Genomic DNA, 20,515 nt, shown 5'->3' on the forward strand with positions numbered 1-20,515 from the left:
TGAAGTGCTTTTTTATTAATGAGCATTCTTATTTAACTTGAATAATCTATCACCAAAACGGTGGCTGTGTTGTGGATATGGGACCAAGACCAACTTGCTGTTGATCAACTGGCCGAGATACACTTGTTCGATCGTCAGGTTTTGTTTATTGACCTGATCTTCGACCCACTTTTCATCCCGATGAATTCGTTCGAGCACGGATTCGTCGACCTTACCATCAGTAATCAATGGGTAGCGAATCGATTCGTCGCCGTAACTAGTGATCGTCATCTGGCCGTTTTGTTCGAGCACGGCGCTTTTAACGTCTTGGAAGCTTCCGATGTTTTCTAACCGCAGCTTAAACGCTAAGTCCGAACCAGACATCCCGTTCTTCAAGGCGTTATCCACGATGATATTACCATTGGCAATAATCTTTTGGGGATTCCCAGTCAACATTCGCTTGAAGAAGTCCGACTGCCGAACGAGCAGTTTACTACCAAAGATGATCAATGACCAGATCAATAAGACGATGAAGAACTGCAAGATCGTGATCGCATCATTATAGATCATCCCACCGATAATCCCACCAAGAACATAGTTTTGTAATTGGTCGATGGCATTGGACGGCATCAAGTTCCCCTTCCCTGAGAGGTTGATTTGAATTACTAACATAATGAACCCGATCAATAGTTTCAACGCCAGTTCAACGTAGACGTTGTTCAAGAAATTAAAGCTAAAGTGATTGGCAGTTATGTAATTAGGCTTGTTGTAGACCAGATTAGTGGGCGTCAAGCTATAACCGCTTTGGTCGTTGTTAAAAGTCACTTGGTAATATTGCTTACCGGCTTTGATCGTCATCCCATTTTGCAACGTCGTCGAATTGGCGTACATTTCGGAAACGGGGACGTGCTTTTGGGCACTGATGTTTTTCAACACGGTCGCCGTTTGGCCAGACTGGCTAGAACTGGACTGCATGCTCACGAAATTACTGACCTGCAGACTGGCGAATAAAATAGCTGAGAAACTCAAGACAACGAAGAAGTCACGATACTTCAGGTTAGTCCGATTCCGTAAGTATAAAATTCCTAAAATGATGAACGCGATCACAAACGCTGCTGCGACGATTGATAGCCAAAACCCTAAATTACTGAAATTTTGGGTTAAATAATGGTACGAGTATAAATTCATTAAAATTCACTTCTTACCTAAAGATTTGATTTACATATTTATTATAATCGAAACGAGACGATTTTTCTATCAAAGTCGAATAATCATTATTACAAAAATGGACGCATTTTGTAATTTTTCTTAATCAAATTGCAACTTAGTTGAATTCTTCCCGTAGTATTGATTCTTTATAATGAACTTATTCAATTAAAGCAAAAATAAAAAAACGAAAATGGAAAGGGAATTATTCAACTATGATTAACGCTTTAACTAAACGCCTCTTGGTAATTTTAACCGTTGCAACATTGACCATCGTTGCCGCTACTTTTGCAGGGAGCAAAGCAGTCCATGCTGATTCAGCTGGCAAAAGCCAAAACTTTGACCAGATGTATCGTTTGGCTAAATCAAAGCTAGGGACTCCTTATTCTTACGGTTCAACGGGGCCTAGTCGCTTCGATTGTTCAGGATTCACCCAATACGTTTATAAGGCTGGTCACAAGAGCCTAGCTAGAACTGCCCAAGCTCAATACAACACGACGAAAAAGATTGCGGCAGCAAATCGGCAAAAGGGTGATTTAGTATACTTTGGTTATAGCAAGCATAGTATTTCCCACGTTGGTATCTACATCGGTAATGGTAAGATGATCAACGCCCAAAACCGCGGGGTCGTCATCGAAAACGTTTCCTCACCATGGTGGCACTCAGTGGGCTACTCACGTCCATAATAAAATTCAAATCCAAAACGTCAATGGAGCTATCCATTGGCGTTTTTATTTTTAACAAATTAAGGGTGGAATGGATTGTTTTTATTTTCTGAACGAGGTTTGCTATAATTCATTTAAAGAGATGGGGTAACTACTGAAATGGAAAAATTATATTGGGATATAATTAAGTTTAACGACAAAAAATTATATTTTACCGTAAATAACAATGGGCTGAATTTTATTTCAGACTCAGATCAACACATATCGCAAATCTATGACTTCTATCCAAATGGCCAGTTCGAATTTCGCAACCAACGGGATGTGACGACTGGATATGTAGAACGCTTTGAAGACTACATCCTAGGTGAAGAAAAGCAGCTGGACATACCCATCGACATTAGCGGGGCGGGCGATCCTGCCTTACAAAAGATTTGGCAGCTGATTCGAACGATCCCGTATGGTTCGTTCATGACTGCTGAGGACGTTGCTGAAAAGGCGGGCGTCTCTGAAACAGTCGTGATGCAAGCGGTTACTGACTCGCCGTTAACGATGGTCATCCCAGTCCACCGGGTCATCTGCCCGAATAACATGAACAACAGTATCCGCGGGGGTTCAGCAATGCGTTCGCAATTATTAGAGATGGAAGCAATGAATGGATTAGACGATCTGGAATAGGGGTTTCATTATAATGAAAAAATTAGTAGCATTATTATCAACGGCGCTCGTTGCAGTCACACTAGTCGGGTGTGGCACTAATCACTCGCAAAGCACGGGGACTACCGCCACTAGCGAAACTAAGATTACCGCCAGTCAATTACCGAATTTAGATTATTCATCTGGCAAGCAGGCCGTCGTCGAGGTCAACGGGGGCAAGAGTACCTTAGATCCGACGAGCTGGCGGACCAATAAGATCGAATATGCAAATTTAGATTCGCATAATCGGACCTCAGCCGCGAATACGGCATACTTAGAAAAGCGTAACGTCGCTGATGGGGCGTTGCGGACACGGCAGACGGTATATCCGACGGGCTGGCACCAAAAGTTCGTCAACAAAGATGCGATCATTAACCGTGGGCACTTGATCGCCTACAGCCTATCAAAGGGAATCGATACCGATGGGAATTACCAGGCGAGCCTGCAGTCGGGCGATCAAAATAATTTGAAGAACCTCTTTACCCAATCGGCATTCAGCAATCAAAAACTACAGACGATCTATGAGACCCTGGTCAGAAACGCCCTGAAGGATAACCAAAAGGTCGTCTATCAAGTCCAACCGATCTTTAGGGGCAGCGAATTAATGGCCCGCGGGGTTCATTTGCAGGCCATCTCGACGAATCGGAAGCTCGATTTTAACGTTTACTTGTTCAACGTCCAACCAGGGATTAAATTCGATTACGCCACGGGCCGTTCGCAAATCGATAATACGATGAACGTTCCAGCACCAGATAAGGTCGGCTACTATCAAAATGGCCAACGCCATTATTCGACCGTTAGCAAGCTCTTGGCTGGCTATGCGGCCTACAAGACTTATCAACACTACCAAAAACGCAGGACGGAACGTCAATATCAAACCCATTATAGTGATAACCGCAGCACCTATAAGTCCCATCGGATCTTTAAACACCGTTAGCAGCTTTGCGTGTATCAAATGATTGACATATTTTCAATAATCGTTAAGATAGTAATTGTAGTTTAAATGAAGGGGGATTACTTGAATGAAAATTGTAATTACTGATGAAGCAAAGGCCAAGATTACAAAAGTTGCTGATCAAAATTCCAAGCTCCTGTTGAGCTTAGATGATGGGGTCGGACCATTCTCAGATGTTGGTTCCTGCGCCGTTGACACCTCTTTTGATTTGGTGGTCGTGGATGCTGATTTCGCTACCCCAGACTTTGATAAGGCACTCGACAGTGACTTGGGTCCCATTTACTACAAGGGCTATTCAGGACAATATATCGATGCTCCGGGTCTAACGTTGACGGTTCAATACAACCAGTTAGCGTTGAAAAACGACAGTGGATTAATCGATTCCGCCATTGCAATTCTCGATAAAAAAAGTGTTAAATAACATGCCTTAAAAACTGATTTCGTTTGAGATCAGTTTTTTTGTTGCCCTGAGTCGCATTAGTATAATTAATCGCTGATAATTGATACAATATGCTTACTAATTAATAATAAGGAGGCTGTTTAAATGGCAAATATTCTTGTGATCGGTGCCCATGGACACGTAGGTAAACTGGTGGTTTCAAAGCTATCGCGAGCTGGTGATCACGTGTTCGCAGGCTTTCGTGATGAAAGTCAATTCACGACCGTTGCCAACCTAGCGCACGTAACGCCAGTAAAGTTCGACTTGCTGGGCGGCCCTGAGGCAATGGCCAAAATCATGACGGCCCATTCGATCGATACTCTCGTCTTTAGTGCGGGCTCTGGTGGCAACACCGGTGATGATATGACGCTTTTGATCGATCTAGACGGGGCGGTCAAGACGATGGATGCTGCTAAGCTCGCGGGGATCAAGCGCTACGTGATGGTCAGTGCCGTTGCCGCCGATGACCGCAGCTATTGGGCTAAGACGGGGGCGTTACAACCATACTACGTGGCTAAGCACTACGCCGATCGTTTCTTAAAGGCAAGTGGACTCGACTACACGATCTTACGGCCAACGATGCTCACCAATGATGCGGGGACTGGCAAGATCGCGGTCGATGGGGATCGCATCGGTGGGTCAATTCCCCGTGATGACGTGGCATCAGCAATAGTCGCAATCTTAGCGAACCCGAATACGAAGCAGCACATTTACGAAATTACGAGTGGGGATGCTCCAGTCAACTCGGTTTTTCAAGTTGAGTAGTCTCCTTAGTTATGGTAAAGTAATAACAAATAGCTAGTTACAACGAAAAAACGTCCTAGTCCAGCGATGGTGACCAGGGCGCTTTGTTATGTAAACACCATTGTATGGAGGGAAAAATATGATTACAGTTAGCGACATGGGACTTCAGTTTTCTGGTAAGAAGCTTTACGAAAATGTTAATTTAAAATTTACGCCCGGTAATTGTTACGGGGTGATTGGTGCCAACGGTGCTGGTAAATCAACATTTTTAAAGTTGCTTGAAGGCAAGATTGAACCCACTAGTGGTAATATCTCGATTGGCGAACACGAACGGATGTCTAGTTTGAACCAAGATCACTACGCATTCGAAGAGTTCACCGTCTTGGACACGGTGATTCAAGGGTACAAAAAGCTCTACGAGATTATGAAGGAAAAAGATGCCCTCTACGCTAAACCCGATTTCTCCGATGAAGACGGGGTCCGCGCTGCCGAACTCGAGAGCGAATTTGCCGAAATGGACGGCTGGAATGCCGAATCAGAGGCTTCCCAACTCCTGCAAAGCATGGGGATCCCAGAATCGATGCACGACTTAAAGATGAGTGAATTGACCGAGGGGGAAAAGGTGAAGGTTTTACTCGCCCAAGCCCTCTTTGGTAAGCCCGACATCTTATTATTAGATGAACCGACCAACGGGTTGGACAACCACACCGTTGAATGGTTGCAAAACTTCCTGGCTGACTACCCCAACATCGTGATCGTCGTTTCCCATGACCGTTACTTCTTGAACCAAGTATGTACGATGATGTGTGATGTCGACTTCCAAAAGATCCAAATGTACGTTGGGAACTACGACTTCTGGTTGAAATCCAGCGAGCTCGCCAACAAGATGCGTGCTGATTCCAACGCCAAAAAAGAAGATCAAATCAAGGAACTAAAGGAATTTATCGCCCGCTTTAGTGCCAATGCTTCCAAGTCCAAGCAGGCGACTTCACGGAAGAAACAGCTTGATAAGATCACCCTGGACGATATCAAGCCGTCTTCACGGAAGTATCCATTCATTAATTTTGAAAAGGAACGCGACCTCGGTAACGACCTGTTGCGTGTGGACAAGGTTTCCAAAACGATCGATGGGGTCAAGATCTTAGATAACGTGACCTTTACGTTGCGGCCAGGTGAAAAGACCGCCATTATCAGTCGCAATGACTTGGCGACCACGACGTTAATGCAGATCATCGCAGGTGAGATGCAACCAGACACGGGCTCCGTTACCTGGGGGCAAACGACGAAACGGTCATATCTACCTAAGAACTTCAATGCTGAATTCGACGGCAGCGACCTTTCGATCATGGACTGGTTGCGCCAATACGCCCAAAAGGATGAAAGCGACAATACCTTTATCCGTGGCTTCTTAGGACGGATGCTCTTTTCTGGCGAAGCCGTTGATAAAAAGGTCAACGTCTTATCCGGGGGTGAAAAGGTGCGTTGTATGCTCTCCAAGATGATGTTGCAAAAGGCCAACGTCCTCTTGTTCGATGATCCGACTAACCATTTGGACATGGAATCGATCACCGCATTGAACGACAGCTTGATCTCATACCCAAGCTCGATCATCTTTACTTCCCATGACCACCAATTCATCCAAACGATTGCTGATCACATCATCGAAGTTTCTGATAAGGGGATCGTGGAACGGGCTGAGACCAAGTACGACGATTTCTTGGACAACGCAGATATTCAAAAACAAGTTGCAAAACTTTACTAATCAATCGGGAGTTGGCATTTGGTGTCTACTCCCTTTTGTTTTATAATGATTTCAATGGAGTTGATGGATAATGAAGCAAAAGTGGCAACTATGGGCCGCGATCCTCTTGTTGGTCGCGGGGCTTGCAATGTTAAGCATTGAACCCATCAAGACCGCATTGGTCGCTGGGTATCGGCCGACGATCAATCGCAAAGAGGTCCAAGCTAATCAACAACGGACTCAGCAGGCCAACTATAATATGAATCAAGTCAAGGCGGTCACGATGAATCAAGTCATCAACGCCCGCTTGCATGCTAAAAACGTTAAACTCGTTGGGCAAATCATCGCGCCTTCGATCAATTTGCACTTACCGATTGGCCTCGGGGTCGATAATGAAACGCTGATGCTCGCTGCGGGAACGATGCGAGCGGACCAAAAGATGGGGGAGGGTAATTATGCGCTAGCTGGTCACCATATGATCAACAAGCAGGCGTTGTTCTCGCCATTTTACAATCAGGGCAAAGTGGGGATGAAGGTCTACTTGACTGATATGCATAAAGTCTATGAATACCAGATCACTCAGCGTAAGATCATCAGTCCCTACGCAGTCAGCGTGGTCGATAATACCAAGCAAAAACTGCTCACGTTGATCACTTGTAACGATAGCGGAAGCAAGCGGCTATTGCTGCGCGGGCGGTTACTACAAACGATGAGTCTGAACAAGGCCCCCGCATCCGTTGTCAAGATGATGCATCAAAAGACTAATAACTATAATGTTTTAGCTGGATATTAATTAGTATCAAAAACATTTTGAATTCTCCTTAAGAAAATGCTATATTAATTATGATAATTCTTAAGGAGATGTACATATATGAAAATGAAAAAGACGCTTTTAATGACCGCCTTATCACTAATGCTAGTGGCACCGACCGTTTTAGAAGCCTTCAATACTGAGGCGCAAGTAACTGTTAATGCTGCTAAGAAGCATAAGGCTAAGAAACATACCAAGGTCAAGCACCATAAGAAGGTTAAGAAGACCAAGAAGGCTAAAAAGGCTAAAAAGAACAATTCAACAACGCCTGTAAATACCACCCCTTCTAGCACCCAGAACCAAAATACGACTCCATCAACGACGACGACTGCGAATAACAATACCCAACCAGCAACGACGCCTGTTAATAATGACCAAACCGCATTCAATAATGCCGTTAGCTCACTAGGGATTTACGCTAACCCAGGTGCGCAGAATAGTTACACTGTCGGGGCAGGGACACGCTTTAACAATGGGAACTACACTGACTACCGTGACTCATTAAATGCGATCACTTCTGACATGGGTTCGACCGATGCTTACGATAATACTAACTTCGGGAACAAGGCCGTAATGGTCTTCCAACAACAAGCTTCAGAATTAGCCCAAGCATTCAAGGGCCGCTTCTCCACTTATGATAACCAAGTCATTTCAGACGCTGCTTCAAAGGTTCAACAAAACTGGGCGAACGGTAGCACGACTGCCAGCGCACGGGACCAACAATGGAATAACATTGTGAACCTATTGAACGGCTTAAGTGGTGGTTTTAGTAAATTAAGTTAATTCAATTACGCAAAAAGCTCGATTACTTTCGGAATTGAGCTTTTTTACGTTCAATTTGCTATAATGGGGGCAATAAGGAATTTAGGTGAGATGAATGAAAAATATTGGAAAAAATAAGTTGCTAATTGCGCTGTTAGCGTCAACGGGCTTGGCATTCGGACTGATCAATGGAAACCACGGTCCGATCGCCCATGCCAAAACGGAAACCGTTGCGCAAGCCAAGGCTAACCTTAACCAAGCCACTGCGACCTTAAAAGCTGATTCAAAGCATCAGGGGTTATCGGCGACTTATCAATCAAGCAGAAATCAGGCGGCATCGAAGAAGCGCCATGATCTGAACAAGTATTATTCTGCCGAAAAGACCTACTTAAAGCTAGCCAAGTTATACAACGCGCGTTACTACTATGACTTTGACCGCGTTGGTGACTACGTAAAAGTGGCTCAAACTGTCAACGTTTATAACAACAAACGCTTTACTAGCCAGCACCACATCGGGCAACTAAAGCGTGGGACCAAGGTGAAAGTGAATCGGATTATTCACTACGGTAAGACGACACGGATCGAGATCGCTAACCACCACTTTATCACAGGCCTCAAAACATTAATTAATAAGATTCGATAATAAAAACGCCTCTAAATTGAAAAAATTTAGGGGCGCTTTCATTTCTGTGGTATAATTTAACAATTGTCAAAAACGACTTTGCAAAAATAAGTGATTTATGGTTATTTAATAAAACTCTTTTTCCCAGTAATGTATTGGTTACCAGTAACTTCGAAGACGGATGAATTATCAGAGGTAATGATCTTTTTAACCGTAATGGTCGTGCCTTTTTTAACCTTCTTGAGCCGATACTTCTTAACGAGGTGTTGGTTACTGTAAGTGTAAAGATTCTTTTTGGTGGTAATCGTCTTGAAGGTCCCATCAAATGAGTAGTAGTAATCTTCATTATAGTTATTTTCAGCGATGAGCACGCCTCGTTCAGCAGAGCTCAAACGTTTGTTAGCGCTACTGATGGCCTTTTTGGTCTTAGCCTTCTTGAGGGCCTTCTTAGCACTTTTGACCCGACTCTTTGCTCTGGCAACTTCGGCCGATTGGGTATCGTCAGCATCGCTGCTGGTACTATTCGCACTGCTGCTTTGGCTATTGGTAGTCGATGCACTACTGCTGGCAGCTGAGCTGGCACTGGATTGAACGCTAGTAGCGCTACTACTAGTGGCACTGCTGCTTTGTGCCGAACTAGCACTTGCTGAACTAGCGGTTGAAGAGCTAGCTGATGATGCACTGGAAGTCGTCGAACTAGCGACTGAACTCGTCGCACTGGTCGAACTACTGCTTGCTTCTGAGATCGACTTGTTGGCAAGCCCTAATACCAAATTAGTGGCACTGCTCATGCTTGGGACCAAGCCGTACGCACTGTTTAGGTAAGCCATTACTTGGGTGAAGGCAGATGATGCAAGGCTAGCGGATCTAGATCCATCGGCAATGTTACCGCCTGTGGTCGTAGCAGTACTAGCAATCGTAACGGCAACACTGATCTGGGCGTTCAATGCTTGTCCTGCAGATGCTAAATTATTGGCAGTGGTATTGATGAGTGCTGCCGTGGAGTATGCACTCGCAGCGTTAGAAGCATCATAACTAGCACTGATATTAGTGTTAGCACCGCGTTGGGCTTGGCTAACGGCTGTCGAAGCAGCACTCGCAAGGCTATTTACGATCGATACTTGAGCAGCCAGGCTATTGTTAGCACCAGAAACGGTGTTACTAAACACCGTTGTGTTGGCTAAGTAACCAGCTGCGGTATTATCGCTGGCAGTTGATTGGGTCGTGGCGGCCGAACTAGTCGTGCTATCAGCATTGGCGTTGACGCTAACGCCAGCTGCCATTCCTAATAGTACGACGGATGATAATACGAGCCATTGTTTTTTAACTTTGTGGAGAACTTTACGTTCCTGTGGGTTTGATTTTTGATTATTCATAATTAAGGACTCCTTATTATAATTAATACTTAAATCATTTATAACACAATCATTATTTAAATACTATCAATATTTCTTTACAAAACGGTTTTTTAAAAGTAAAAATTCCGTAATAATCATTAATTTTTACAAGATATGTTGTTATAATAAGTCGTAAGTATTTTTTGCATAATTGTAATAAATATGCAGGGATTCCTAAAAAAAGCGGGGTGAGTTGATGCTCAAAACTAAACATATGATTGCAGATGCATATTTAAAATTGGTGCGCGATAATTCGCTATTGAACGTTAATAACGATGACATCATTAATACATCTGGCATTTCACGAGGCACATATTATAACAATTTTGAAAGCCAACAGGATATATTAGATTATATTCAAGTGCAGATTGAACATGAGTTAGTGGCACCGATTCGGGATGGACTCGCTGAATTAAATGCTGCTAATTTGAACATGGAACAGGCAATCTCAGACATTGCCAAGGTGAGCGTTCCGTTCTTATATGCCCATTCAGACCGAATTATGGTTCTGAGTGAATGTACTTTAAATCACATTTGGGAAAATCCATTGATTGAAGTCTTTAAATCCTTTGTTGCTGCTAAAGCCAAGCACAATGGCATATCGACTAAGAATGTGAATATTATTTTGAACTACATTGTGATCATTATTGAATCCTGGATTACAGAACCCAATCCTGAGGATCCAGAGAAGTTCATTGCGGATTTTGATCAACTGTATAAACAAACAATTACGGGTTTAATTTAAGGAAAAGGATTGATTACATGGCAAATTCAAAACAAAAAATTGTTAATGCATTCTTATCCTTGATTAATCAAAAATCAATTTTGAATATTACTAATATTGATATTATTAATGAAGCCGATGTGGCCAAGGGGACTTTTTACCATCATTTTCATAGTAAGGATGACATTATTAAATATTCCGAATGTCAAATCGATCGTGAATTAATTCATGGTTTCGTGGACAAATATCGGCATGAGAAGAATAAGGAACTGACACCAGAGCTATTCGTGGAAATCTTTAGCAAGACTGCGATTCCGATCATCTATAAGAACCGTGATCAGATTCGAGTTCTCAATGGTACTGATGTAAACGAAATTTGGCAGCATTACCTAGAAATTCATTACCTGCGCATTATGAAAAAGCTATTCCCAGAGGATGATCTTTTTCACGTGCGGCTATTCATTAAATATGTTAATTTAATTATTTCACTATGGATTTCTAGCTTAATTCCAATGGATGAGAAAGAATTCCAAAAACGCTTCAAAGAGTTACTAGAATCAAAGTTACTGGATGCTAAAAAATAAGATTGCTACATATTATGTAGCAATCTTATTTTTGTCATCGCTTATTTCTTAGCACCTTTACATAGGCATAAATCAAGATGATTTCGACGGCTGAAAGAATGATTTCTAAGATCGTATTGAAGCTGTCAGAAAAATAATGCGTCAAGAAGACGTAGTGGATTAACAAGATCACGGCCACCACGACCAACGCGATTCGTAAAAAGTTGAGCTTACCCAATGCATTCACCTGCCTAGTTAATATCTTGTCTTTATTATACATGATTAATCAACTTGGTGGGCGTGCCAAATCTGTGCTAAGCGCTGCCTTAATTGCTGGTCATGGGCGAAGACATACAGCCCCTTGACCCCGCGTTTCATCAATACGTTCACCGAATTGAGCACTAACGTCTGCTTGACCTTAGCAAATACCTTCGGATCGGTGATGTCACTACGCTTCTTCAGTGATTCGACGTCAGTAAACTTACTGAGGTCAACATAGAGGTGGTCTTTTTCATCGATCTTGATCGGCGGCCCCAGGATAACGCCCACGTAGTTAAGGTCAAATCCCTGACAAGTAAACATCGAACCGACTTCATTAATGGTCGCGGGAATTTCTGCCCACGGGGTCTGGGTATAATTATATTGGTCCCAGGGCATTTTAAAATCGCCTTCAACGACGTAGTGTTTACCACCGTCAAGCGTCGATGGATAACCAGAGGTCGAAACGATCCGCGATAGGCCGACGCGCTCGTTTTGTTTGACCACTAGTTTGCGCATTGCTTCGGCATCGTCAAAGATCCGAAAGTCATAGTCAGCACCTAAGTCGCGTGGCAACTCGGTCAAAGTCCCATCAGTGAACGTATTGATCCATTTTACCAACCCATCGCTAGCGTTCATTCTAAACTGGTGGGTCAGGTGGTATTCGCCCACGGTGTAGGGAGCAATCAGCTTCTTCAGCCGCGCATCGGTCCAAAAACTCTTGGTCCGCAACACTTGGCGGTGGTCAAAGACTAAGATCGTAACTTGAGAACGCTTGATAATTTCGCTCAACTGGTTATCTTGGTAGAAATTATTGTATGCGTCGCGCCTAGAAAGCAGCAGGTGCGCCTCATCAATGATCGTGATGTCAGCATGCCCATCTCGCTTAGCCATCTGGTTAATAAACGAGGTCGGGCGATTGAAGTGCTTTTTTAAAACGTGGGCTTCCTTGCCAGCGATTTGTTTGTAGACCTTTAGGATCTCGGGATGGTTCACCAAAAAATAATTGTGGGTATTGGAGAGCGGCCCCTGTTTAGCAGCTGCTAATTGTTGAAAATCATAGAATAATTGACTTAAGATGACGCTTTTGCCGGTCCCAGCATCGCCATAAATGACGTAAACGGCGTGGGTTTGATCATTAATATGGTCAATTGTAAATTGCTTGATGCCATTGATCATTGCCTGCTGTTCGGCAGTGAGGTGATGGTGATCAGCAAGGAGCTTATCAACGGTTGAATTAGTCATAAATAATCCCTCCTGTATAAAAGATTTGGCTACAATATATTTAAAATTATACTAAATATGTCATATAATAGTATAAGATATTAAGGAGGTCCTTATCTATGAAAAAGAATTCAAATAAGGAACATTACAAATTATACAAATCCGGGAAAAAATGGATTGCAGCGATGATCATGACGACTGCCGTTGTGTCTGTCGACTATGTCGCAGGGCACGATCACGTTTCAGATACTTTTGGAACGACAGTGGCCAGGGCTGATTCGACTCAAAGCCAAAGCAGTGCTGACGATCAATCCGCAAGTAGTGCTGCCACCACTAGCCAATCAACTAGTGCTAGTCAGTCTACTGGCAGCGATGCCGTTACTACGCAAAGCAGTAGTTCCGATACGACTGCCAACGTAGCCGCTGATAACGATTTATTATCATATCGGATCGCAGAAGTTTCTGACACCCCAGCCACTGATTCCGCCAATAGTGTCGCTAGCTACGCTTCTTCGGCTAGTGCTACGGTTTCTGCTAACGCAAAGGTTGCCAGCAGTGCTAGTTCATACGTTGCTAGTGTTAGAGCAGCAACTTCCGTAGAGGGAAAAGCATATGAAAATGATAACGTTAACAGTGCGTTTGCATTACTAGCGAGCGTTGATAGCGTCAATAACGAATCCGATTCACTAGTATCAAACATTTATAATTCATATGCATCAGCATTCTCATACGCTAGTGCCAATGCATCGGGCGCCGATCGATCTACGGCCGAAAGCATTTTAGGGTCACTCTTCAGTAATCAATATTCCCCAGCTGCTTCTGCTCGCGATAGTGCGATTGGCGATCGGAATGGTTTCAACAATAGCCTGGGCGCATTTAATACTGCCCCAGCATATCCTGCCACGAGCTCTGCCAATAGTGCATCCGCATTGGCCAGCAATGCAGTCGTGAATGCCCCTAGCAATGCACTAAGCAGTGTCAGCAGTGCAGCCAGCCTGGTCGATAGCGTCGCTACCCTTGTGAACAACAGTGGGAAGCGTTCGAACAGTGCAGCAGTCGATGCGGCCGCTAGTGCTGCTAGTTCAGCGAACAGCGTTACGAGTGCCTACCAATCAGCAGTTAGTTCGTTAGCTTCAGCCGAGAGTGCATATTCTGCAGCCAGTGCATTTGCTGCTTCACAAACGGCTGGCAACCCCGACAAGAGTTCTGCTGAGGGGATCCTAGCATCAGCATCATCGGCAGTGGCATCCGCTTCCAGTACGGCCGCTCAACTATCGAGTGTGAATGATTCACTGCAATCGACTTGGAATTCGATTCAAAATACTGAAGACACTTCATCTGCAACTAGTTCTGCCACGAGTGCTTCTAACGTGGTGAGTTCAGCGAGTGCAGCCGTTCCAGGCTCATCTTCAGCAGTAAGCAGTGCCAGTTCAGTGATCGCTAGTGTCGGGTCATTGGTCGATAAGAACGGCAAGAGTGCGGAAAGCTCTAACGTTGCGGTCGCCGTAGCTGCCGGTAGCGATGCCGCTAATGCCGCCGCTTCAGCTAGTGCTGCCTTCAGTGCTGCCAATAGTGCATATTCCGCTGCCAGTGATTTTGCTGCTAAGACTAGCGCAAAGTCAGATCAAGCCAGTGCTAAATCGATCCTCGCATCGGCTGCGACTGCATTATCTTCAGCAGCTAGCGTTGCTTCATCACTATCGACTGCCAATAGTGCGGCCCAAAGCGAATTAAGCTCGATCCTAGCTCATTCTGATGCAGTGGCTTCTTCATCAACGACCTCAACGGCTTCTTCATCAGCTGATAGTGGCTATGTCAATTACGTTCATTCTAACGGTTACCAATTGTCAGGAGGATTAAGCGTTGCCTCATCAACTGGGAATGACTCGGCTAGCTCAGCAACGCAATCATCCACGAGCGCATCTTCATCAGCTGCTAGCGTTGTCCCATCAACAACGTTCCCACAATATGAAGAAACGGTTAAGCCTGATAAAGTTTCAGATTCGCCAGTCTTTAAAAAGTCCAATAAGCATGCCAAGGTGACTAAAACAGCGGTTAAGAAGGCTAAGGATGCTGTTACAAAGGCTAAGCAAAAGTTAGCTAAGGCTAAAACCACTAAGGCTAAAAAGACGGCTGAGCAAAGAGTGAAGACCGCAGAAAAGAAATATAAAGCCCTTAACAAGGCATATAAGGATCAATAATCGATCCATTTAAAAACCAGTCTTTTAGAGACTGGTTTTTTTATTATCTAAATTACATATTTTTTACAAAATAATGATATGAATTAATTTTGTTTTAATAATACTAGTGATATTATTAAATTATAAAATGTTAAGGAGGGTGTTAATATGAATCAAAATTCCAATAAAGAACACTATCGTTTATATAAGGCTGGTAAGAAATGGGTTGCCGCAATGATCATGACTGCTGCGGTCGTGTCCGTCGGCTATGTAGCTAACGATAATACCTCAGCTAAGCCATTTGCTACTGCGGTGGCTAAAGCAGACGTAACAGTTTCAGACGTTACATCCACTGCTGATAACGCTTCCACTGCCGCTTCCGATGCTGCTGGTTCAAGCAGTGCCGCTTCCGATGCGGTAAGTTCATTTAGTAGCTATGTTGCAAATGCCTCGACTGCCGTTAGTAACAGTGGTCGCTACTCTGCCAGTTCTCAATTGTCTGATGCCGAAAGTTATCAATCGAGTGCTCAACCAGTAGTAGCTAGCTATTACAATGCAGCTAACTCAGCAAAGGATTCATACAATAGCGCTTCCAGTGTCGAAAGTACATATGCTTCATCAGCTACTTCTGATGAAAAGAGTGCTTCAAGCTACACCAGTGCTTCAAGTACAAATGTTAAAACTTCCGGTGCGGTTGCTACTTTAACAAGTGATGCAAATTCTAAATCATCTGAATTTGCTTCTTTGGAAGCGGTGTTAGCAAGTCTCCAAAGCCTGCCATATTCAGCAACTAGTACTGCCAATAGTGCTGCCTCAGTAGTTGACTCTGCTAGTAGCACCATTAGTAGCGCTGCCACAGCGGTCAGCACTGCCCAGTCCGTTGTGACGAGTGCCAAGAATTCATTGGACGATCTTTCTAGTGGTGACGTTTCAAATGCATATAGTTTAACTAGCACGGCAGCTAGTGCAGCCAATGCAGCTAGTGCAGCGTTAAGTTCCGCTGCTCAGGCTGAAAGCGATGCCAGTGTAGCAGTTTCCAATGCCGATTCAAGTGAAAAGTCTTCTGCGCAAGCAACCTTTAATTCACTATCAAGTGTATTTAATACTTTAAGTAAACCTGTGCAATCCGTTGTTAGTTCAAACAGTGCCGTTCAAAGCGAATTTGCATCGTTATTCTCAGCCACCGCACAGGCTTCCTCAGTAGCTAACTTGATCAATTCATTCGAAAATGATCAAATATCAACATTCAGTGTTATTAGTAGTGCCAATTCAGTTGTGGCAAGTGTCGCTCTACTAGGTAACAATGCGACCGCAACGGATAAATCGACAGCTTCTGCAGCGAAGTCACAAGTGACTAGTGTGTATAACTCGTTAAAAGCAGAAGAGAGTATTGCTACTAGTACGATTGCTAGTGCAACTGCCGCTGCTTCTGCCGCCATTGCCAAAGCGCCTTCAGGGGCCGATAAAGCAAACGCAAGTTCTTTATTATCATCGTTATCATCAAATGATATTAGTAGCAATGATAGCAGTTTATCGGATCTATATAATGTAATGGTTTCTAGCTATAATTCAGCATTTCCAGCACCGACGGCTAGTCCAGCGACTACCACTACGACGACCACTGATAATAACTCATCAGGTTACGTAGAATATGTCAAATCAACTGGGAACTTGCTATCGGGGGCTGCGACACCTAGTTCAGCATCATCAACGCCTTCATCGACTAGTGCATCTCCATCATCGACGCCTGCTTCATCTGCAACTAGTTATGTACCATCGACTGATTTTCCAGACTCGGAAGCACCGCTCCAACCCGATTCACTTTCAGAAAAGCCAGTTATTAGTGATACTTCCACCCAGAAGCCTCATGATGATCAAAAGCAAACTCAAACGACTACTGATACTGATAAAACCAAACCTAAGTCAGTTAAAACAACAAAGGGGACCAACGGGAATGTAAAGCACCTGCGGAATGTTAAAACAACGAGTGTTACTAATCACCAACAGGTTAATCGGACGCAGTCAAATGCTAAGCAATTACCACAAACTGGTGAAAGCAATGTTGCTAAACGAACCGCATTGATCGGTTTATCAATGCTCGTGGTTTCAGCTGCCTTGTTTGGATTATACAAGCGGCAAAAATAGTTCGATCAGATACATTATTTTCGTACAGAAAATCCGTTTCCAATTTTATTTTTGGAAACGGATTTTTTATTGGATAATGTGCTATACAGCGGTTTTTTAACAATAATTTTACAAATACAATTATATACATTTTTTTCAGATAGTGATATCATATAGACATGATATAGTTTGGTTACATAAACCTAGATTATATAATTCTATATAGAAATTTTAGGAGGTTTTTTCTTATGAAAAACACTAACAAAGAACACTACCGTCTTTACAAGTCCGGTAAAAAGTGGGTTGCAGCAATGGTCACTACTGCAGCTTTAGTATCATTCGGTTACGTGGCAACTAATGCTAACGTTAACGCACCATTTGCGGTGACTGCACATGCGGATACTTCAGCTTCAGATGCTGTTAAGGCTGCAAATTCTGCAGCTTCAGATGCTACTACAGCTGCTACAAATGTTAATTCTAATTCAACAAGTGCTGCTTTATCATTAGCATCATCAGCTGTATCATCAGCAGCATCAGCTGTATCATCAGCAGCATCAGTTGTAGCAGCATCATCATCAACAGATTCATCGGCATCATCAGATGCATCAGCTGTATCATTAGCATCATCAACTGTATCATCAGCATCATCAGCTGTATCATCAGCCTTTGCTACATCAGCATCAAATGCTGCAACAAACGCTTTAGCAGATGCTGCAAATGCCGCAACTTCTGCATCATCTGTAGCAAGTTCTGCTAATTCCGTTGTTGCATCAGTAGCAAGTGAAGGTAGCAGTGCTACTCTTTCAGAAGTTGCATCAGCATCAGCAGCTGCTTCTGCTGCATCAGCAGCTGTTTCTTCTGCTAATTCAGTATCAGCATCTGCAAACTCTGTTTATAATGTAGCTGCTCCAGTATTATCAGGTAGTTCTCTTTCTACTTTAAATACCGCTTCACAAGCAGCAGCAAATACTTTAACATCTGCTACTTCTGTTGCAAGTTCAGCAAGTTCAGCATTTAGCTCAGCTGCATCTGTTTACGCTAAGACTGCTGGATACGTTAACTACGCTAACGCAAACAACAACAAGTTATCTGGTGAAACTTCTTCAGCAAGTTCTGCAACTAGCAGTGCTGCATCAAGTGCTACTTCATCATCAGCTACTTCATTTGTGCCATCAACTGATTTCCCACAATATGAAGCACCAATCAAGCCAGACAAGGTTTCAGACAAGCCAGTATTCAAGGCTGAATCTGAAAAGAAGGCTACTAAGGCTGAAGTAAACAAGGCTAAGAAGGCTGTTAACGCTGCCAAGAAGGCTGTTAAGGCTGCTAAGACTTCAAAGGCTAAGAAGACTGCAGAAAAGAAGTTAGCTTCTGCTGAAAAGGCTTACAACAAGGCTTACAAGTCATACAAGGGTTAATCTTTTATTTAATCTAAGTAAATTAAAATAATCTAATTTTTGATTGAGCTGATCATGTTTTCATGATTAGCTCTTTTTTTTATCCTGATTATCAATATATTTGTAAACTTTAAACTATACATTGTAAATTCTTAGTGTTAGTATATAGGTACAAAATATAGTTTAGTTACATAATTTAGATGCGTAAATATCGAGGAGGTAATTCTATGAAGAATACTAACAAAGAACATTATCGTCTTTATAAATCTGGTAAAAAGTGGGTTGCTGCATTGGTAATGACTGCTGCATTCGCTACTGCATTTGTGGCAACTCCATTTACGGCATCGGCTGCTCCTGATGCTGCTCATACTGTTTCTCTTACTGATGGTTCAAATGGTAGTAGTGCAGATTCAACTACATCATCTGCAGCATCAGGTGCTTCATCTGCATCATCTACTACTTCCAATCCATCATCTAGCGCTTCCACTCAATCATCAGCTAATAATAATCCTTCAAGTTCAGTAAATGATAGTTCGACTAAAACAGGGTCAGACAATAATTCTGGTAACACTGTAGTATCAACATCATCCGCTTCTACTAGCGGTTACGTAAGTTATGCTAATAGTGTCAGCAAGCTCTCTGGTGATGGTTCGACCGCTTCTTCTGCAAGTTCAACTACAGCATCTAGTGCATCATCAACCGCCACAAGCTCATCAGCTACTACTAGCCACAAGGCCAAGAAAGCTAAAAAGGCTAAGACGACCACAGACACTACTGAAAAGAAGACCAAAAAGACTACTAAGGCAGAAGTCGATGCAGCTAAGAAGGCTGTAGATAAGGCTAAGAAGGAAGTCGCTAAGGCTAAGACTAAGAAGGCTAAGGCTGCTGCTGAAAAGAAATTCAAGGCTGCCGAAAAGAAGTACAACAAGGTCGAAAAAGCTTACGCTAAGGATCACAAAAAGACCACCAAGAAAGCTAAAAAGACCACTAAGAAAGCCAAAACAACTAATAAAAAGGCTAAGAAAACTTCTGCAAAAAAAGCTAAATAATTCCTACTAAACTATATTTTGTTTCTAGAAGCGACTGGGTTGCCAGCCGCTTCTTTTTTGTTCAATTTGCCAAGCTATTGTAAAATAAACTTAAATCATAAATTAAGGATGCTATTCATGAAAAAATTTACCTCAATGCTGCTATCAATCGTCATTATTACTTCATTATTTGAAATCGCAAGCTACCAAGACACTGCACGGGCTAAAACAACCACCGTTTTTTATCCCTCAATGGCTAGTCAGTATCTACCGAACCTAAAAAACGGGAAAACCTATCAATACAATAGTGATAATAATCGCTACGTCCTGACTAATTTTCCCCAAAACGAAACTGATACCACGAATGCACTTGATAACAATGTGATTGCGAACTTATCTGATTTCAAGGTCAAATTACTGCGCCAAAAATTAGCGTCGTGGGGGGTGAAGTACTACTACGTTCAATTTGCTAATCGCGAGCGGGGCTGGGTCCAAAATCAAGACCTACACCCAGTCGGTTTTTTAAAGCATCTTGTGAACAGGAAACCACAATCATACTCTCAGGTCGCTAAGGCAGCGTTTAACTACATTAACTACGTCCGCTTAAGTCATGGGATTAGTAAGTTGAAGTGGGATTACGCCTTGAATCGAATCGCTAACGTGCGTGCAAATCAGTTATTTACGACCGCTAATCATAATAATGAGCAGGGGTATCCGTATCGTTATCAAGTGGCCAGTCAACTGGGCTATCCCAACTTAGTTAATCACCTCGGCGAGAACGTGGCCAAAACGCCAGATTACGTCGGCAGATCCGTTCAACAGGGGGTAATCCAAAACCTGAATGCAATGCTGTATGAAGATAGTGGGCCATCACAGTGGGGCCATCGGAATAATATTTTAACTTCGCACTACACTAAGATTGGGGTCGGCATTGAGTCTAGCAAGGGAATGTTATTAATCGCATATGTTTTTGAATAAAAAAAGCTGGCGGCTGCCAGCTTTT

Annotated in this window: 20 protein-coding genes; 16 read left to right on the top strand and 4 right to left on the bottom strand. The window is 43.1% G+C overall.

Going from position 1 to position 20,515, the window contains the following annotated elements:
* Positions 1–15: 15 nt before the first annotated feature.
* Positions 16–1,167 (bottom strand): DUF3290 family protein, encoded by a 1,152-nt coding sequence (locus ACSYTJ_RS01220; RefSeq protein WP_491719956.1) that lies wholly within the window; start codon positions 1,165–1,167, stop codon positions 16–18.
* A 233-nt stretch (positions 1,168–1,400) separates the two neighbouring features.
* Here ACSYTJ_RS01220 and ACSYTJ_RS01225 point away from each other — a divergent pair, with 233 nt between their 5' ends.
* The 9 genes from ACSYTJ_RS01225 to ACSYTJ_RS01265 all read left to right on the top strand — a co-directional run bounded on the left by ACSYTJ_RS01225 (position 1,401) and on the right by ACSYTJ_RS01265 (position 8,638).
* Complete coding sequence (locus tag ACSYTJ_RS01225) at positions 1,401–1,871, top strand: C40 family peptidase (RefSeq protein ID WP_491719957.1); 471 nt, start codon at positions 1,401–1,403, stop codon at positions 1,869–1,871.
* A 138-nt stretch (positions 1,872–2,009) separates the two neighbouring features.
* Positions 2,010–2,525 (top strand): methylated-DNA--[protein]-cysteine S-methyltransferase, encoded by a 516-nt coding sequence (locus tag ACSYTJ_RS01230; protein ID WP_491719958.1) that lies wholly within the window; start codon positions 2,010–2,012, stop codon positions 2,523–2,525.
* A gap of 13 nt (positions 2,526–2,538) precedes the next feature.
* Entirely contained in the window at positions 2,539–3,480 is a 942-nt protein-coding gene (locus tag ACSYTJ_RS01235; protein WP_491719959.1) for a DNA/RNA non-specific endonuclease, read from the top strand.
* 85 nt (positions 3,481–3,565) lie between these two features.
* On the top strand, positions 3,566–3,919 hold the full coding sequence (locus ACSYTJ_RS01240) for an iron-sulfur cluster biosynthesis family protein (RefSeq protein ID WP_491717058.1): 354 nt from the start codon (positions 3,566–3,568) through the stop codon (positions 3,917–3,919).
* 123 nt (positions 3,920–4,042) lie between these two features.
* Entirely contained in the window at positions 4,043–4,702 is a 660-nt protein-coding gene (locus tag ACSYTJ_RS01245) for an SDR family oxidoreductase (protein WP_491719960.1), read from the top strand.
* 118 nt (positions 4,703–4,820) lie between these two features.
* Positions 4,821–6,443, top strand: coding sequence for an ABC-F family ATP-binding cassette domain-containing protein (locus ACSYTJ_RS01250; RefSeq protein WP_491717060.1), 1,623 nt, complete (start codon positions 4,821–4,823; stop codon positions 6,441–6,443).
* Between the two features lie 70 nt (positions 6,444–6,513).
* Positions 6,514–7,215 (top strand): class A sortase, encoded by a 702-nt coding sequence (locus ACSYTJ_RS01255; protein WP_491719961.1) that lies wholly within the window; start codon positions 6,514–6,516, stop codon positions 7,213–7,215.
* Positions 7,216–7,293: 78 nt separating this feature from the next.
* Positions 7,294–8,016, top strand: a complete 723-nt coding sequence (locus tag ACSYTJ_RS01260; protein ID WP_491717062.1) for a hypothetical protein — start codon at positions 7,294–7,296, stop codon at positions 8,014–8,016.
* Positions 8,017–8,110: 94 nt separating this feature from the next.
* Positions 8,111–8,638 carry a DUF5776 domain-containing protein gene (locus ACSYTJ_RS01265; RefSeq protein ID WP_491719962.1) on the top strand — a complete coding sequence of 176 codons (528 nt, stop codon included), beginning with the start codon at positions 8,111–8,113 and terminating at the stop codon, positions 8,636–8,638.
* 101 nt (positions 8,639–8,739) lie between these two features.
* On the opposite strand, the gene ACSYTJ_RS01270 is transcribed toward ACSYTJ_RS01265, so the two are convergent.
* Positions 8,740–9,993 carry a DUF5776 domain-containing protein gene (locus tag ACSYTJ_RS01270; RefSeq protein ID WP_491719963.1) on the bottom strand — a complete coding sequence of 418 codons (1,254 nt, stop codon included), beginning with the start codon at positions 9,991–9,993 and terminating at the stop codon, positions 8,740–8,742.
* A 217-nt stretch (positions 9,994–10,210) separates the two neighbouring features.
* Between ACSYTJ_RS01270 and ACSYTJ_RS01275 the strand changes: the two genes are divergently transcribed.
* Together ACSYTJ_RS01275 and ACSYTJ_RS01280 are read left to right on the top strand one after the other, a co-directional pair.
* Positions 10,211–10,759 carry a TetR/AcrR family transcriptional regulator gene (locus tag ACSYTJ_RS01275; protein WP_491717065.1) on the top strand — a complete coding sequence of 183 codons (549 nt, stop codon included), beginning with the start codon at positions 10,211–10,213 and terminating at the stop codon, positions 10,757–10,759.
* Between the two features lie 17 nt (positions 10,760–10,776).
* Positions 10,777–11,322, top strand: coding sequence for a TetR/AcrR family transcriptional regulator (locus tag ACSYTJ_RS01280; protein WP_491717066.1), 546 nt, complete (start codon positions 10,777–10,779; stop codon positions 11,320–11,322).
* Between the two features lie 34 nt (positions 11,323–11,356).
* On the opposite strand, the gene ACSYTJ_RS01285 is transcribed toward ACSYTJ_RS01280, so the two are convergent.
* Positions 11,357–11,581: a hypothetical protein gene (locus ACSYTJ_RS01285; RefSeq protein ID WP_491717067.1), complete on the bottom strand. Its 225-nt coding sequence runs from the start codon at positions 11,579–11,581 to the stop codon at positions 11,357–11,359.
* A 2-nt stretch (positions 11,582–11,583) separates the two neighbouring features.
* Positions 11,584–12,804 carry a DUF2075 domain-containing protein gene (locus ACSYTJ_RS01290; protein ID WP_491719964.1) on the bottom strand — a complete coding sequence of 407 codons (1,221 nt, stop codon included), beginning with the start codon at positions 12,802–12,804 and terminating at the stop codon, positions 11,584–11,586.
* 98 nt (positions 12,805–12,902) lie between these two features.
* Between ACSYTJ_RS01290 and ACSYTJ_RS01295 the strand changes: the two genes are divergently transcribed.
* The 5 genes from ACSYTJ_RS01295 to ACSYTJ_RS01315 all read left to right on the top strand — a co-directional run bounded on the left by ACSYTJ_RS01295 (position 12,903) and on the right by ACSYTJ_RS01315 (position 20,490).
* On the top strand, positions 12,903–14,984 hold the full coding sequence (locus ACSYTJ_RS01295) for a KxYKxGKxW signal peptide domain-containing protein (RefSeq protein WP_491719965.1): 2,082 nt from the start codon (positions 12,903–12,905) through the stop codon (positions 14,982–14,984).
* A 147-nt stretch (positions 14,985–15,131) separates the two neighbouring features.
* Positions 15,132–17,108, top strand: coding sequence for a KxYKxGKxW signal peptide domain-containing protein (locus tag ACSYTJ_RS01300; protein WP_491719966.1), 1,977 nt, complete (start codon positions 15,132–15,134; stop codon positions 17,106–17,108).
* A 227-nt stretch (positions 17,109–17,335) separates the two neighbouring features.
* Entirely contained in the window at positions 17,336–18,505 is a 1,170-nt protein-coding gene (locus ACSYTJ_RS01305; RefSeq protein WP_491719967.1) for a KxYKxGKxW signal peptide domain-containing protein, read from the top strand.
* 206 nt (positions 18,506–18,711) lie between these two features.
* Positions 18,712–19,533 carry a KxYKxGKxW signal peptide domain-containing protein gene (locus tag ACSYTJ_RS01310; protein WP_491719968.1) on the top strand — a complete coding sequence of 274 codons (822 nt, stop codon included), beginning with the start codon at positions 18,712–18,714 and terminating at the stop codon, positions 19,531–19,533.
* A gap of 117 nt (positions 19,534–19,650) precedes the next feature.
* On the top strand, positions 19,651–20,490 hold the full coding sequence (locus ACSYTJ_RS01315) for a CAP domain-containing protein (RefSeq protein ID WP_491719969.1): 840 nt from the start codon (positions 19,651–19,653) through the stop codon (positions 20,488–20,490).
* Positions 20,491–20,515 lie beyond the last annotated feature (25 nt).

The sequence above is a fragment of the Nicoliella sp. ESL1113 genome (assembly GCF_058509245.1).

What these genes read in the sequence shown, in the direction of transcription:
- ACSYTJ_RS01300 (WP_491719966.1), top strand. Translation starts at nt 15,132, where the DNA reads ATGAATCAAAATTCCAATAAAGAACACTATCGTTTATATAAGGCTGGT.
- ACSYTJ_RS01250 (WP_491717060.1), top strand. Translation starts at nt 4,821, where the DNA reads ATGATTACAGTTAGCGACATGGGACTTCAGTTTTCTGGTAAGAAGCTT.
- ACSYTJ_RS01280 (WP_491717066.1), top strand. Translation starts at nt 10,777, where the DNA reads ATGGCAAATTCAAAACAAAAAATTGTTAATGCATTCTTATCCTTGATT.
- ACSYTJ_RS01285 (WP_491717067.1), bottom strand. Translation starts at nt 11,581, where the DNA reads ATGTATAATAAAGACAAGATATTAACTAGGCAGGTGAATGCATTGGGT.
- ACSYTJ_RS01260 (WP_491717062.1), top strand. Translation starts at nt 7,294, where the DNA reads ATGAAAATGAAAAAGACGCTTTTAATGACCGCCTTATCACTAATGCTA.
- ACSYTJ_RS01225 (WP_491719957.1), top strand. Translation starts at nt 1,401, where the DNA reads ATGATTAACGCTTTAACTAAACGCCTCTTGGTAATTTTAACCGTTGCA.
- ACSYTJ_RS01295 (WP_491719965.1), top strand. Translation starts at nt 12,903, where the DNA reads ATGAAAAAGAATTCAAATAAGGAACATTACAAATTATACAAATCCGGG.
- ACSYTJ_RS01230 (WP_491719958.1), top strand. Translation starts at nt 2,010, where the DNA reads ATGGAAAAATTATATTGGGATATAATTAAGTTTAACGACAAAAAATTA.
- ACSYTJ_RS01265 (WP_491719962.1), top strand. Translation starts at nt 8,111, where the DNA reads ATGAAAAATATTGGAAAAAATAAGTTGCTAATTGCGCTGTTAGCGTCA.
- ACSYTJ_RS01235 (WP_491719959.1), top strand. Translation starts at nt 2,539, where the DNA reads ATGAAAAAATTAGTAGCATTATTATCAACGGCGCTCGTTGCAGTCACA.
- ACSYTJ_RS01315 (WP_491719969.1), top strand. Translation starts at nt 19,651, where the DNA reads ATGAAAAAATTTACCTCAATGCTGCTATCAATCGTCATTATTACTTCA.
- ACSYTJ_RS01275 (WP_491717065.1), top strand. Translation starts at nt 10,211, where the DNA reads ATGCTCAAAACTAAACATATGATTGCAGATGCATATTTAAAATTGGTG.
- ACSYTJ_RS01270 (WP_491719963.1), bottom strand. Translation starts at nt 9,993, where the DNA reads ATGAATAATCAAAAATCAAACCCACAGGAACGTAAAGTTCTCCACAAA.
- ACSYTJ_RS01240 (WP_491717058.1), top strand. Translation starts at nt 3,566, where the DNA reads ATGAAAATTGTAATTACTGATGAAGCAAAGGCCAAGATTACAAAAGTT.
- ACSYTJ_RS01220 (WP_491719956.1), bottom strand. Translation starts at nt 1,167, where the DNA reads ATGAATTTATACTCGTACCATTATTTAACCCAAAATTTCAGTAATTTA.
- ACSYTJ_RS01245 (WP_491719960.1), top strand. Translation starts at nt 4,043, where the DNA reads ATGGCAAATATTCTTGTGATCGGTGCCCATGGACACGTAGGTAAACTG.
- ACSYTJ_RS01290 (WP_491719964.1), bottom strand. Translation starts at nt 12,804, where the DNA reads ATGACTAATTCAACCGTTGATAAGCTCCTTGCTGATCACCATCACCTC.
- ACSYTJ_RS01305 (WP_491719967.1), top strand. Translation starts at nt 17,336, where the DNA reads ATGAAAAACACTAACAAAGAACACTACCGTCTTTACAAGTCCGGTAAA.
- ACSYTJ_RS01255 (WP_491719961.1), top strand. Translation starts at nt 6,514, where the DNA reads ATGAAGCAAAAGTGGCAACTATGGGCCGCGATCCTCTTGTTGGTCGCG.
- ACSYTJ_RS01310 (WP_491719968.1), top strand. Translation starts at nt 18,712, where the DNA reads ATGAAGAATACTAACAAAGAACATTATCGTCTTTATAAATCTGGTAAA.